Source organism: Pseudarthrobacter sp. MOO14 (genome assembly GCF_058267675.1).
Map to the genome: position 1 here is coordinate 3,780,065 of NZ_CM177849.1, position 14,270 is coordinate 3,794,334.

9 protein-coding genes and 1 tRNA gene are annotated in these 14,270 nt (G+C 67.2%); 9 read left to right on the forward strand and 1 reads right to left on the reverse strand.

Annotated elements, in window-relative coordinates; genetic code table 11:
- The first annotated feature begins 3 nt into the window (after positions 1-3).
- Positions 4-1,836: an ABC-F family ATP-binding cassette domain-containing protein gene (locus AC4EEV_RS17490; RefSeq protein WP_491329587.1), complete on the forward strand. Its 1,833-nt coding sequence runs from the start codon at positions 4-6 to the stop codon at positions 1,834-1,836.
- 70 nt (positions 1,837-1,906) lie between these two features.
- Here the strand turns inward: AC4EEV_RS17490 and AC4EEV_RS17495 are convergent, their stop codons facing one another.
- A complete protein-coding gene (locus AC4EEV_RS17495; RefSeq protein ID WP_018762956.1) occupies positions 1,907-2,533 on the reverse strand; it encodes a TetR/AcrR family transcriptional regulator in 627 nt (208 codons plus the stop codon).
- A gap of 134 nt (positions 2,534-2,667) precedes the next feature.
- Here AC4EEV_RS17495 and AC4EEV_RS17500 point away from each other — a divergent pair.
- The 8 genes from AC4EEV_RS17500 to AC4EEV_RS17535 all read left to right on the forward strand — a co-directional run bounded on the left by AC4EEV_RS17500 (position 2,668) and on the right by AC4EEV_RS17535 (position 14,255).
- Positions 2,668-2,739, forward strand: a tRNA-Gln gene (locus tag AC4EEV_RS17500).
- A 103-nt stretch (positions 2,740-2,842) separates the two neighbouring features.
- A complete protein-coding gene (gene glmU / locus AC4EEV_RS17505; RefSeq protein ID WP_133832156.1) occupies positions 2,843-4,321 on the forward strand; it encodes a bifunctional UDP-N-acetylglucosamine diphosphorylase/glucosamine-1-phosphate N-acetyltransferase GlmU in 1,479 nt (492 codons plus the stop codon).
- Positions 4,322-4,323: 2 nt separating this feature from the next.
- A complete protein-coding gene (locus tag AC4EEV_RS17510) occupies positions 4,324-5,304 on the forward strand; it encodes a ribose-phosphate diphosphokinase (RefSeq protein ID WP_018762958.1) in 981 nt (326 codons plus the stop codon).
- Between the two features lie 268 nt (positions 5,305-5,572).
- Complete coding sequence (locus AC4EEV_RS17515) at positions 5,573-6,196, forward strand: 50S ribosomal protein L25/general stress protein Ctc (protein ID WP_018762959.1); 624 nt, start codon at positions 5,573-5,575, stop codon at positions 6,194-6,196.
- Positions 6,197-6,299: 103 nt separating this feature from the next.
- Positions 6,300-6,905 carry an aminoacyl-tRNA hydrolase gene (gene pth, locus AC4EEV_RS17520; RefSeq protein WP_018762960.1) on the forward strand — a complete coding sequence of 202 codons (606 nt, stop codon included), beginning with the start codon at positions 6,300-6,302 and terminating at the stop codon, positions 6,903-6,905.
- A 109-nt stretch (positions 6,906-7,014) separates the two neighbouring features.
- Complete coding sequence (locus tag AC4EEV_RS17525) at positions 7,015-9,750, forward strand: helix-turn-helix transcriptional regulator (RefSeq protein ID WP_026264928.1); 2,736 nt, start codon at positions 7,015-7,017, stop codon at positions 9,748-9,750.
- Between the two features lie 52 nt (positions 9,751-9,802).
- Positions 9,803-12,394: a LuxR C-terminal-related transcriptional regulator gene (locus AC4EEV_RS17530; RefSeq protein WP_491329588.1), complete on the forward strand. Its 2,592-nt coding sequence runs from the start codon at positions 9,803-9,805 to the stop codon at positions 12,392-12,394.
- A gap of 535 nt (positions 12,395-12,929) precedes the next feature.
- Complete coding sequence (locus AC4EEV_RS17535) at positions 12,930-14,255, forward strand: SufS family cysteine desulfurase (protein ID WP_491329589.1); 1,326 nt, start codon at positions 12,930-12,932, stop codon at positions 14,253-14,255.
- The last annotated feature ends 15 nt before the right edge of the window (positions 14,256-14,270 follow it).

Here is a 14,270-nt window from a genome sequence, read left to right on the forward strand (position 1 = left end):
CTTTTGGCACACCTTCTTGGCGGCGAGAACCTCACAGTTTCCTACGCGACCCGCACCGTCCTGGACGGCATCACCCTGGGCCTTGAGGAAGGCGACCGGATCGGCATGGTGGGCCGGAACGGCGACGGCAAGTCCACCCTGATGCGCCTGCTGGCACTGCGCTCCACGCCCGACTCCGGCCGCGTCACGAAGCGCGGCGACGTCAACGTGGGGTACCTGGACCAAAGCGACGTGCTCGACGGCGACCTGACCGTCGGCGCCGCGATCGTGGGCGACCAGGCGGATTACGAATGGGCGCGCAACCCGCAAATCCGCGAGATCATGGGCGGGCTGGTGTCCGACGTCGACTGGCATGCCAACGTGCACGCCCTCTCCGGCGGCCAGAAGCGGCGGGTGGCCCTGGCAAAGCTCCTGATCGAGGACCACGACGTCATCATGCTCGACGAACCCACCAACCACCTCGATGTCGAAGGAGTTGCCTGGCTTGCCCGGCACCTGAAGACCCGCTGGCGGGCCAACCAGGGCGCCTTCCTGGTGGTCACCCACGACCGCTGGTTCCTCGATGAAGTCTGCAACAAGACCTGGGAAGTGCACGACGGCATCGTGGACCCCTTCGAAGGTGGATACGCGGCGTACGTCCTGGCCCGTGCCGAGCGTGACCGGATGGCCTCCGTGGTCGAAGGCAAGCGCCAGCAGCTGGTCAAGAAGGAACTGGCCTGGCTTCGCCGCGGCGCCCCGGCCCGGACCTCGAAACCGAAGTTCCGGATCGAGGCCGCCAACGCCCTGATCGCCGATGTCCCCGAGCCCCGCGACTCCATGGCGTTGAACAAAATGGCCACTGCCCGCCAGGGCAAGGACGTCCTGGACCTGGAAAACATCTCCCTGAACTTCCGCGGCGGCGACGATGGCCGCAAGCTGTTCGACAACATCACCCTGCGCCTGGCCCCGGGAGAGCGGCTGGGGCTGGTGGGTGTCAACGGCGCCGGCAAGACCACCCTGCTGAAGCTGCTCAACGGCGAGATCACGCCCGACGCCGGGAAGCTGAAGCGGGGGAAGACCGTGGTCACCGCGGTTCTCACGCAGGAGGTCAAGGAGCTCGACGACGTCGCGGACTTGCGCGTCATCGAGGTGATCGAGCGGGAAAAGCGTTCCTTCAACGTGGGGGGCAAGGAGTTCACCGCCGGGCAACTGGTGGAGCAGCTCGGGTTCACCAACCAGAAGCAGTGGACCCCGGTCAAGGACCTCTCCGGCGGCGAACGGCGGCGGCTGCAGTTGCTGAGGCTGCTGGTGGGGGAGCCCAACGTCCTGATGCTCGACGAGCCCACAAACGACCTTGATACCGACACCCTCGCCGCCGTGGAGGACGTCCTGGACGGCTGGCCCGGCACGCTGGTGGTGGTCAGCCACGACCGCTACCTGCTCGAGCGCGTTACCGACCACCAGATGGCCCTCCTGGGCGACGGAAAGCTCCGCGGCCTGCCCGGCGGCGTGGACCAGTACCTTGAGCTGCGGGAGGCCGCCCTCGCCGGCTCCACGGTGTCCGGAGGCGGCAATCCCGTCACCAGCGCGGGCCAGGGCCCCGCGGCCCCAGCCACCGGCACAGGCCCCTCCGAGGCGGAGAAGCGGGAGGCCCGCAAGGCCCTCAACCGGATCGAACGGCAAATCAAGAAGCTGGATCAAGAGGAAAAGAAGCTTCACGACCTGATGCTGAAGACCACCGAGGCCGGCGATTTCGACAAGCTCGCGGACCAGAACAAACAGCTCAAGAACCTCACGGACGAAAAGGACGTCCTGGAAATGGAATGGCTGGAGTCCTCAGAACTCCTGGGGGACTGACAAAGGCGACGCGGGCAAGAGCGGAGGGCCCCTGCGCCGCGTAAGTGACCACGGCGAAGGCGGCCTGGGCTTACGCCTCAGACTGCAGTTCCGGCTCCTTCTTCAGGCCGGTGAGGCCGTTCCAGGCGAGGTTGACCAGGTGCGCAGCGACGGTTTGCTTGTCGGGCTGGCGGCTGTCCTGCCACCACTGGCCGGTCATGGCCACCATGCCAACCAGCATCTGGGCGTACATGGCGCCATCCTCGCCGCTGAAGCCGCGGCGCGAGAATTCGTCGGAGAGGATGTGTTCCACGCGGGCGGTGACCTGGGAGAGCAGGGTGGAGAAGGCGCCCTCGGGCTGGGACGGGGGAGCGTCGCGCATGAGGATCCGGAAGCCCTCGGTGCGCTCCTCGATGTAGGTCAGCAGGGCCAGGGCGGCGCGTTCGACGAGGACCCGGGGTTTGGCTTCCTCGGTGAGGGCGCTATTGATGGCGTCCAGCAGGATGTGGAACTCGCACTCCACCACCTGCGTGTACAACCCTTCCTTGGATCCGAAGTGCTCGTAGATGACCGGCTTGGACACGCCCGCGCTGGCGGCGATCTCCTCAATGGTGGTCCCGTCGAGCCCCCGGACGGCAAAAAGCGCCCGGCCGACGTCGATCAACTGGCTACGCCGCTGCAGGCCGGTCATCCGCATCCGCGGCAGGTTGTTGCTCACAATCCCATCATGCCCCACCGGCCACGGGCCCGATTCCGCCCGGCAGGCAGGGGAGAACCGGCCGGTGTCGCGCGGTGCCCCGAACCCATGGCAAAATAGGGACTTGTGCCCGGGCCTTGAGTCCTCCGGCACGGTCCGCTCTGGTGTAACGGCAGCACCCCGGCCTTTGGAGCCGTGGAGTATAGGTTCGAATCCTATGGGCGGAACTGCTGTGCGAGGAGCGTTCAGTAGGATGGCACCCGGTGCCGGGCGGACATGGACGCCGGACACCGCAATGCGCCAGCACAACCTAGCAAGGAGAGCCCGTACGTGATCCCCGAGAATGCCGGCCCGGCCGCTGTCATCGTTCTGGCAGCAGGCGCCGGTACCCGGATGAAGTCGCGTACACCCAAGATCCTCCACGAAATCGGTGGCCTCTCCCTGGTGGGCCACGCCCTCCGGGCGGCCCGCAGCATCAACCCGCAGCGGCTCGCCATCGTGGTGCGCCACGAACGTGACCTGGTTGCCGGGCATGTATCGGCACTGGATCCCGACGCCGTCATCGTGGACCAGGACGACGTGCCGGGCACCGGCCGCGCCGTGGAAGCCGCCCTCGAGGCACTCCACGCGGAACAAGGCCTGGCCGGTACCGTTGTGGTCACCTACGGCGATGTTCCGCTGCTCTCCGGGGAACTCCTGGGCGAACTCGTGGCCACCCACGAGCGTGACGGCAACGCGGTCACCGTCCTCACCGCCGTCCTCGACGACGCCACCGGTTACGGCCGCATCCTCCGGGGCGAGGACGGCTCCGTCACGGGCATCCGCGAGCACAAGGATTCATCCGAGGCCGAGCGGCTGATCCGCGAGGTCAACTCCGGTATCTACGCCTTCGACGCAGCCGTGCTCCGGGACGCCCTTGGCAAGGTCACCACCGACAACGCCCAGGGCGAGAAATACCTCACCGACGTCCTGTCCCTGGCGCGTGCCGCCGGCGGCCGGGTTGCCGCTGTCGTCACCGCCGACCGCTGGCAGGTGGAAGGCGCGAACGACCGCGTCCAACTGGCCGCCCTCGGCGCCGAACTGAACCGCCGCACCGTCGAGGGATGGATGCGCGCAGGCGTCACCGTGGTGGACCCGGCCACTACGTGGATCGACGCATCGGTCACCCTGGACGAGGACGTCCGGCTGCTGCCCAACACCCAGCTGCACGGCGCCACCACCGTGGCCCGGGACGCCGTCGTCGGCCCCGACACCACGCTGACCGACGTCACGGTGGGCGAGGGCGCAACGGTGGTCCGCACCCACGGTTCCGGCTCGGTGATCGGGCCGCGCGCCGCCGTCGGCCCCTTCACCTACCTGCGGCCAGGCACCGTGCTTGGTGAAAAGGGCAAGATCGGTGCGTTCTACGAAACCAAGAACGTCACCATCGGCCGCGGCTCCAAGCTGTCCCACCTGGGCTACGCAGGCGACGCCGAAATCGGCGAAGACACCAACATCGGCTGTGGAAACATTACGGCAAACTACGACGGCGAGAAGAAGCACCGCACGGTGATCGGCTCGGGCGTGCGTACCGGCTCCAACACGGTCTTTGTTGCCCCGGTCACCGTGGGGGACGGTGCCTACAGCGGCGCCGGCGCGGTGATCCGCAAGGACGTACCTGCAGGCGCGCTCGCACTAAGCGTCGCTGCCCAGCGCAACGCCGAAGGCTGGGTCCCCGCGAACCGTCCGGGAACCCGCTCCGCCGAACTGGCCCAGGCGGCCACCCAGAACTCCTCCAGTACCCCGGCATCTACAGAAGAGGGCAAGTAAGAATGAGCGAAATTACGGCGCACGGCGAAAAGAAGCTGGTGCTCGCCACCGGGCGGGCCCATCCGGAGCTGGCCCGGGAAATCGCCAAGGAACTCGGCACTGACCTGCTGCCCGTCGATGCCTACGACTTCGCCAACGGCGAGATCTACGTCCGCGCCGGTGAAAGCGTCCGCGGCACCGATGCCTTCGTGATCCAGGCCCACCCGGCACCGCTGAACAACCACCTGATGGAACAGCTGATCATGATCGATTCGCTGAAGCGGGCTTCCGCCAAGCGCATCACCGTGGTTTCCCCGTTCTACCCCTATGCGCGGCAGGACAAGAAGGGCCGCGGCCGCGAGCCCATCTCCGCCCGCCTGGTGGCAGACCTCTACAAGACTGCCGGCGCGGACCGCATCATGAGCGTTGACCTGCACACCTCCCAGATCCAGGGCTTCTTCGACGGTCCGGTGGACCACTTGATGGCCATCCCGCTGCTGGCCGACTACATCCGCACCCGGGTGGACGCCGAAAACATCACCGTTGTCTCCCCGGACACCGGCCGCGTCCGCGTGGCCGAACAGTGGGCCGAACGCCTGGGCGGGGCACCCCTCGCCTTCGTGCACAAGAGCCGGGACCTCACAGTCCCCAACCAGGCTGTCTCCAAGACGGTGGTGGGCCAGATCGAGGGCCGGACCTGCGTGCTGATCGATGACATGATCGACACCGGCGGAACCATCTCCGGGGCCGTGACCGTGCTGAAGAACGCCGGGGCCAAGGACGTCATCATCGCGGCCACGCACGCCGTCTTCTCCGAGCCGGCCGCCCGCCGCCTCTCCGAATCCGGTGCCCGCGAAGTGGTGGTCACCAACACCCTGCCGCTGACCGCCTCGCAGCGGTTCCCGCAGCTGACGGTGCTGTCCATCGCGCCGTTGATCGCCCGTGCCATCCGCGAAGTGTTCGACGACGGTTCGGTCACCAGCCTCTTCGACGGCAAGGCGTAGCGGCTGGTTGCCTGTCGAAACCCGGGATTGCGGTTTCGGCAGGCAACCACCGCCGCCTCACCGTTTTCAATATTCGGCTCCGGCGCTGGTAGGCTTGACCCCGATACCTTGGCGAGGGAGAGCAAAGTCTCCGTTATCGACTGGGTCTGCTTGTCCCTTGATGAGAGGGACTGCCTTCTTGAAGGGCCGCCTACCGGCCGCCCGGCGTTGAAGGTCACACCAGACCTCGGCCCTTGCTGAACACCGTTTCATCTTCAAGGAGATTTCCATGTCTGAGCAGAAGCTCGCAGCAGAACTGCGCACCGAATTCGGCAAGGGCTACGCCCGCCGCGCACGGATGGCCAACCTGATCCCGGCCGTCATCTACGGCCACGGCGCAGAGCCCATCCACGTCACCCTCCCGGCCAAGGCCACCACCCTGGCTGTCCGCACCCCCAACGCCCTGCTGTCCCTGGACATCAACGGCGAAGGCCACCTGGCCCTGGTCAAGGACATCCAGCGTGATCCCGTAAAGCAGATCATCGAGCACATCGACCTCCTGACCGTCCGCAAGGGCGAGAAGGTCACCGTCGACGTTCCCGTGCACGTTGAGGGCGAATCCGCTCCCGGCACCGTCCACAACCTGGAACTGACGGTCGTGTCCCTCGAAGCCGAGGCCACCCACCTGCCCGAGTCCGTCGTCGTGAGCATCGAAGGCCGCGGCGCCGGCGAGCACATCCACGGCTCCGACCTGGTCCTGCCCAAGGGCACCGTCCTGCTGACCGACGCCGAGGCACTGGTCGTCAACATCTCCGAGGCCGTTGAAATCGCCGAGGAAGAGGAAACCGAAGGTGCGTCCGAGGGCGCCGCCGAGGAAGCTTCCGAGGCAGCCGAAGAAGCAGCCGCAGAGTAAGCACTCCGCACTCCCTGACAGTGGCCGGACCCCGCACGGGGCCGGCCACTGTCGTGTCCGCACGGCGCCGTTCCCGCCCCAACCGCCCCCATAGGATTGATCCATGACTGATACCTGGCTGATCGTCGGCCTCGGCAACCCCGGGGCGCAGTACCAAGGCAACAGGCACAACATTGGCCAGATGGTCCTCGATGAACTCGCCTCCCGGATGGGCGCGGGCTTCAAGGCCCACAAAGCCAGGGCCCAGGTCGTGGAGGGCCGCTTGGGAATCGGGGGCCCGCGGGTAGTCCTGGCCAAACCGATGACGTACATGAACGTCTCCGGCGGGCCCGTGTCTGCCCTCGCCAACTTCTACGGGATCGCCGCCGACCACGTGGTGGCCGTCCACGATGAGATCGACATCCCCTTCAACACGGTGAAACTCAAGCTCGGCGGCGGCGAAGGCGGCCACAACGGCCTGCGCGACATTTCCAAAGCACTCGACACCAAGGACTACCTGCGCGTCCGGGTGGGAGTTGGCCGGCCGCCCGGGCGGATGGATACGGCAGACTACGTCCTGCGCGACTTCGGCACCGCGGAACGGAAGGAACTGCCCTTCCTGCTCGACGACGCAGCGGACGCCGTTGAGTCCTTGCTCCGGGAAGGACTCACTGCCACGCAGCAGAAATTCCACCCCGCCAAGTCCGGATCACGCCAAGCAGAATCGTAAAAGTTCCCTTGTGCCCTGTTTCCTTGTCAGTGGCAAGGGGTACTCTTCTTCCTATGCGGGGGAGCAATGGGGCTACATCCCGCTATTGCAGGATGTAGGGGACAAGTTCATGTCAATCGAGCCACTCAGCTGGGGACGTGGGTCAACACCTCAGGGTGATGGGCTGGCCACGGGATCCTCCGCAGTGCCGGAGGGCCGGCAATGGTCCGTGCCGGCACGAAGTGCCAACCTTGACGCCGTCCGCACAGCGTTGACAAGCGAAAACTCCTTCGGAGCGGTCATCACAGGCGCCCGCGGGGTGGGAAAGTCCTCCCTGGCCAGGGCGGCAGTCGCCGACTTGGGCCCGGACATCTGGTCGCTGCAGCTCCGGAGCGCACCCTCGGGCTCCAACACCCCGTATGGCTGCCTCTCCTTCCTCCTGGCCCGGTTGCCGCAGGCCTACATGGGTTCACCCACTGCCATCCTGCGCGGGATCACCTCCCTGATCCGCAGCGATGCGGCCGGCAGGCCCTGCATCATCACGCTGGACACCTCCGGCACTGTCGACGACATGAGCGCCGGCGTGCTGTTGAACGTGTTGCTGACCGGCACGGCAAGGATCATCGCCGTCGCCCCCAAAGCCAGTGACCTGCCGGCGGATTTCCACTGGCTCCTGACGGACCGCAAGCTCACCGAAGTCAGGCTCAGCAACCTCAACGAATTGCAGACCCGGCAGGTCCTGCTGTCCCTGCTGGGGCACCGCGTCGCATCGTCCCTGGTCACCACCTACCACCAGATGGTGGGCGGCAACCCCCTGCTGCTCAAAGCCCTGGTTACCGAGCAACAGCTTTCCGGGAACCTCGTGCTGTCCGATTCCGTCTGGACGCTCCGGGACAAGGTGGTGCTCGACGGCGCCGCGAGCCTGGATGACATCGTCAGGTCGCGCTGGACAAGGGAAACACCGGAGACCCGCGAAGTCATTGAAATGTTGTCCTGCGCCCGCCGGGTGGAACTGTCCCGGCTGACTGCCATCTATGGCGCCGACGTCGTGGCGGACATGGAGGACGCCGGGCTGCTCGAGATCGACGACTCCGAGTACCGCTGGGTGTCACTGCGGGAGAAGTACATTGGCGACGTCGTCAGGACCTGGCTGAGCATTTCCCGGCGGCGGGAGCTCCGCTCCGTGCTGCTGGGCGGCGAGGAGCCCGACCCCGCGGCCATGACCGTCGATGAACTGATGTCGTTCGCCGCGTGGACCCATGAATGCGAGGCGGAACTCAGCCCGGCACTGGCGCTTGCGGCCGCCCAGGCCGCCGTCCAGCTCTTCGACCCCCGGTTCGCGTTGACCTATGCGGAGATGATCCAGCGGACGGATGCCCTGTGGGCATCCGCGCAGCGGCAAAAGGCCGCCGCGTACCTGCAGCTGGACATGGCGGTCCAGGCCCTGGCCGCCCTTGAGGACATTACCCAACCTGAACTGGAGGCCCTCGACCTCGAAGAGTACGCCCAGGTGGTGGCCGCCAAGGCGCGGGTGATGCTCTGCCTTCCGGAACGGTCCGGCTCGGTTGGGGAGCTCTTCGCCTCCGCCCGCGAACGCCTGGCCACTGCGGGAGACCATCCGGACTGGCCTGCTCCTGCCGCGGTGGCGGCCAACCGCATTTCGCTGAGCGAATTCGAGTACCAGGCGCACGCGGGAAGGTACGCCGCCATGATTCCGGCCCTTGAGCGGGCCGTTGATCCAGCCGCCAACCCTGACACCGGCTACCGGCTCCAGTGCGCCATCATCCTGATGAGCTCCCTGGCCATGACGGGCCGGGAGATGGACGCCTTGGGCCTCGTGCGCCAGATCGGCGGCCAACTCAGCGATGCCTCGCACATTGTGGGCCTGCGGGAACGGTACACGCGGGAGGCCTACTTCGTCCTTTTGATGGCCGGCCAGTGGCGGCGCTGCATTGACCTCATGGCCCCGTTCAGCGCCGGCCAGCCCTTCCGGCTTCCTTACCGCAGCGCGGCCACGGAAATCGCTGCCGGAATAGCTTTCGCGTTTTCCGGCCGGGGCGAAGCTGCCCTGGAACCCCTGATTTCTGCCGCAGCGCAGCTGGAGCTGCAACCGGTCCAGGGTGCGCTGCGCACCGCGTACGCGGCCACGGCCCTGGCCTACGCCCAGACCGGAAACGCCGCGCTATCACGCAAGTACCTGACGAAAGTCCAGCGGATGCCCGGCAGGTCAGGGTTTGCCGTGGAGAGCATCATCGAGTTCTGCACACTCGTGGCCGGACGGTGGCTGGGCGACTCCGACGCCGTCACCAGCCTCAAGCAGGGGGCCCGCGCGAACGCAGAAGCGGGCCGGTATGCCATGGCCGGGATCTACCTGCTGGCGGCAACGGTGAACGGCAGCGATGCCGACTTCCGCTTCCTGGAGGAGATCGCGGGCCACCGGCAAGGCCCGCTGGCCGAAGTATCCCGGCTGATCGCCGTGGGAAGCCGGACAAAGGACGCCAAGGCGCTGCTCGCCGGCGGCGAACTCGCGGCCACCCTGGAACTCGACGCCGTCGAAGCCCGCTGCATGGCACTGGCGGTGGACTTTGCGCGCCAGGACGGGGATGCCCTGTCGGCCCGGACCGCGCAGGCACGGCTGGACATCCTGGCCGCCACGGTAGCCAACCTCCCCATCGTGCCCAGCAGCGGCAGCCCGCTGTTGACCAGCCGTGAGCGGCAGATTGCACGAATGGCCGGCAGGGGTGCCTCAAACCGTGACATCGCCCTGGAAATGGGTGTCTCAGTCCGCACCGTCGAAGGCCACCTGTACCAGGTGTTCACCAAGCTGGGCGTAACTTCAAGGGGTGATCTGACTGGACTCGTCTAATGGCCACAAACCCACATCTGCCCATCGGCTCCTGACCGGACGGCGGGAGCCCGTGGACCGGATCTGCAACCTGGTGCGCAATGGCACCAGCCATGCGGTCTTCGTCATGGCAGGCCCGGGGATTGGAAAATCGGCGGTGACCGACGCCGTCACCGAACGGCTCGCCGGGCACCTGAACGTGGTGCGCATCCATGCCAGTTCCGCGCTCTCCGGGGTGCCCTTCGGGGTCCTGACCCCCTATACCGGGGAACTCACGGCTGAGGAGTCGGTCTCGCCGGTGGCCGTGTTGCGGTCAATGTGGTCCTACTTTGAAAAGCTGAAAGCCGGTAACGGCTCGGCAGTCCTGCTCGCGGTGGACGACGCACATCACCTGGACGAGGCCTCGGCAGGGGTACTGGCTGAGCTGATTTCGGCGGGCTGGGCAACCGTGCTGGCGGCCGCGCGGCCCCGGCCCGGCCTTCCGCAGCCGCTGGAGCAGCTCTGGTACGACGGCCTTGCCGAGCGCGTCGATCTTCGGCCCCTGAACCGCGAGCAGATAGAGGAAGTCCTGGCCCACGTCCTGGACGGGACCGTTCCGGCTGCCACGGTGGACGCCATGTGGAGCGCTTCGAGCGGAAATCCACGGATCCTTGACGCCTTGCTGCATGACTCCGCGGAAGCCGGGGTACTGGCCAAACGCAACGGCATCTGGATCCTGCTCGGGGACCTTCCTGCCGACGGGCCCCGGCTGGCAGCGGTGGTTGCCAAAGACCACCTGCGCCGCGGACCCGAGGAACAGGAAGCCCTGAAGCTTATTGCCCTGGCCGGCCCGGTGGGCCGCAAGGTCATCGAAGACATCAGTGGGGCAGCGGTGGTCCGGTCTCTGCTGGACCAGCAGATGATCGTGGAGACCCCCGGCGTTCCCGCGGAACTTTACCTCTGGAACGCGCTCTTCGCCGGCGCCATCAGGAACACGGTATCGGTCTCCCGGAGCCTCCAGCTCTTGGAGAAGGTCAAGGCACACCAGGACCCCGGATTGCTGCAGGGGGAAGGCCGGCTCCGTTCGGTGGAATGGGCGCTGGAGTGTGGCCTCCGGGTCGGCGACGACGAGTTGCTGGCCGCCGCCAAAGTGGCGTTGCTCGCGTACCGCAACCACAGCGCCCGGTCCATCGCGGCCAAGATCCGCAACCCCGCCTTGATCCCCTTGGCCCAGGCGGTCCAGGCCCGGGCCCTGTATAACGAGGGCTCCTACCAGGAAGCGGCGGCCCTCCTGGACGAGTGCTGGCTCCCGCTGGCCGGGGACCCGCAAGGGCCGGCAGCCCTGGTGCTCCGGGTTTCGGCACACCAGGCCAATGGCCGGCTGCTGGCAGATGTAGCGGAGGACGTGGAGCGGGCCATCGCCCAATTCGGCCAGGATGGCAGCTGGCAGGCGGAGCTTCTGCAAGTGCTGCAGCTTGGGGCCGAGGTCAACGTCCAGGCACTTGGCGAGGAAGTCGACAGGATCAGGAAACGCGGCGCAGCGGGCTCCGGGGGAGAGCCGCTGCGTGCCCTGGCTGAGGCGCTCCTGGCCCATGCCCTGGCCGCTGCAGGGCGTCCCGTCCAGGGCTTGGATGCTGCCATGATGGCGGCGTCGGAGCTTCCTCCGCTCGAAGGCAGCCTGTTCTTCTTCCCTGAGTTCGTGCTGGGACGGCTGGTCTCCAACTACCTGGCCATGGGCGAATGGGAATCGGCCGAGCGGGAACTGAACGGCTACGCGGCAGGCCACGGCGCCAGTGCGGCCATTTTCGACGGGAGCCTGAACGTACTCCGCGGCTACTCCCTGCTTCGCCAGGGCCGGATGGAGCGGGCCTACCAGGTCCTGCTGCCCGCCGTGGAAGCCCTGAGGCTCAACGATCCGTTGCAGCTGTACCGGTTCGGTACCGCGCTGGGCTATTACGTGGCGGCCCGTCTCGGGGATGCTGAACAGGCAAGACGGCTGGAACAGGATCACAAGGATGCCTTCGCCGGCGGCCCCGCACATGACCTCCTGGCCGAGGCGTACGTGGCAGCGGGGGCAGAGTACACCGCCCGTGACGGCAAGGGACTGGCTGCGTTGCAGACGCTCATGACGACGACGGAGGCAGCCGCAAGGGCCGGCAACCTCCTCGAAGTCCTGGCCATGTGCTGGGACCTCGGGGACCCCTCGGTGATCCCCATGGTCCAGACGGTTGCCCGCGGCGTGGAAGGCCGCTGGGCGGAGGCGCTGCTGACCCTGGCCACGGCGTGGGAAAACGCCGACGGCGACACCCTGATGGCAACGGCTGCCTCGCTGGAGGAAGCAGCCTTTGTCAACCTGGCCCGGGAGGCTTATGCCCGTGCCAGCACGGTGCTGGAACAGGCCGGCGAACGCCGCCGGTCCCGGCAGGCGGTGGCCCAACGGGAAAAGTGCGACCACGAACTCGGCGAGCGCTTCCGCGAGGGACGCTTCATCGCCGCCGCACCCGCGGTCCACCTCACCCGCCGGGAGCAGGACATCGTCGAACTGGCCGTCCAGGGACTGACCGACCGGGAGATCGCCCAGCGCCTGATGGTGTCGGTGCGCACGGTGGAAGGGCACCTGTACCGTACTTACGTCAAGCTTGGCGTCCGCAGCCGCGACGAGCTGGAGACGGCCCTGCCCAAGTAGTCCCGGCTGCCCTTCCCCGGTACCTGGCCGCGACGGCCGCCGTCGGCCGCCCCCTCGCCGTTGGTGCCCTGCGGCGCCGTTTCCACGCGCCGTACGTCACCGTGCCGCGGGTGCCCTGTGACCGCCGTTCCGCTGGCGGCGGAACCAGACCCCGGCCGCAGCATGCGCCTGTGCATGGCTACCTGGCCGCGGCCCGGTAGTGCACCCCCGAGGATTCGAGTACACCCTACTCGTGTACGGGAGGGCGCTACCGGATTTACTTAAGGAGGCAAAGCAAAGCGGCAGGCTGGAAGCCGCGGAGCAGCCGATCAGGACATTGAGGCCCCTCATATTTCCGGTCCCCACGGACCGGGCACAGACGGGGCCGGCGACGTCAGAGTCTTCTGAGACCGAGACTCTCCCCCCAGCCGTCGCCGGCCCTCTGCTCCCTCGGCCGAAGCCCGGGGCAGCGGTGGCGGCAGCCCCTCCGGGCGGCCGCCACAGCCGTGTTGTGGGACAATTGGGTGTCAAACATTGGCAGCCCAAGGAGTTCGTTTTGGCCGTAGTATCAACGCCAGCCACGCTGGAACGTGCCCTGCCGGCCATGGACAACGCGGAAGTGCTGCGCATCCGCAACGACTTCCCCGTGCTGAACCAGCTGGTCAACGGCCAGCCGCTGGTCTACCTTGACTCCGGCGCCACCTCGCAGAACCCGGTCAGCGTCATCGAAGCCGAACAGGAGTTCTACGAACAGCGCAATGCTGCCGTGCACCGCGGCGCACACCATCTTGCGGTGGAGGCCACCGAAGTCTTCGAAGATGCCCGGCAAACCATCGCCGACTTCATCGGGGCCGGCTATGAAGAGACCATCTGGACCTCGAACGCCACCGAGGGGCTGAACCTCATCAGCTACGCCCTGTCCAACGCCGCCCTTTGGGCTGCCCAAGGCCGCGGCGATCGCGGCCTGCGGGAACTGGCGCTGGGGCCCGGCGACGAGATCGTGGTGACGGAGATGGAGCACCACGCCAACCTTATTCCGTGGCAGGAGCTGGCTTTCCGTACCGGGGCGAAGCTCCGCCATATTCCCATCGATGACGACGGCAGCCTGCGCATGGACGCTGCGGCCTCAGTCATCGGACCCCGGACAAAGGTCCTGGCCTTCACCCATGCCTCCAACGTGCTGGGCATCATCAACCCGGTGCAGGAATTGACGGCCCTGGGCCGCGCCGCCGGCGCCCTCGTGGTCCTGGACGCCTGCCAGTCCGCCCCGCACCTGCCCTTGAACGTCAAGGAACTGGACGTGGACTTCGCGGTCCTCTCGGGCCACAAAATGCTCGCCCCCACGGGCATCGGCGTGCTGTACGGACGGCAGGAACTGCTGGACATCCTGCCGCCGTTCCTGACCGGCGGATCCATGATCACCACCGTCACCATGGAGCGGGCAGAGTACCTGCCGGCACCACAACGCTTCGAAGCCGGTACCCAGCGCATCTCCCAGGCCGTGGCATTGGCCGCCGCGGCCAACTACCTCACCGAGACCGGGCTGGACCGGATCCACGCCTGGGAGTCCGAACTCGGCCAGCGCATGGTGGTGGGCCTTGAGGCCATTCCCGGTGTCAGGGTCCTTGGCCCGGCCGCAGGCAGGGAGCGGATCGGCCTTGCCGCGTTCGACGTCGAAGGCGTCCACGCCCACGACGTCGGGCAATTCCTGGACTCCCGCGGGATCGCCGTGCGCGTCGGGCACCACTGCGCCCAGCCGCTGCACCGGCGGCTGGGACTGACCGCCACCACCCGCGCCAGCGCCTACCTGTACAACACCACCGACGACGTGGACCGCTTCCTTGAAGCCGTGGCCGGCGTCAGGGCCTACTTCCGCGCCTAGCGGAGAACACGAAGG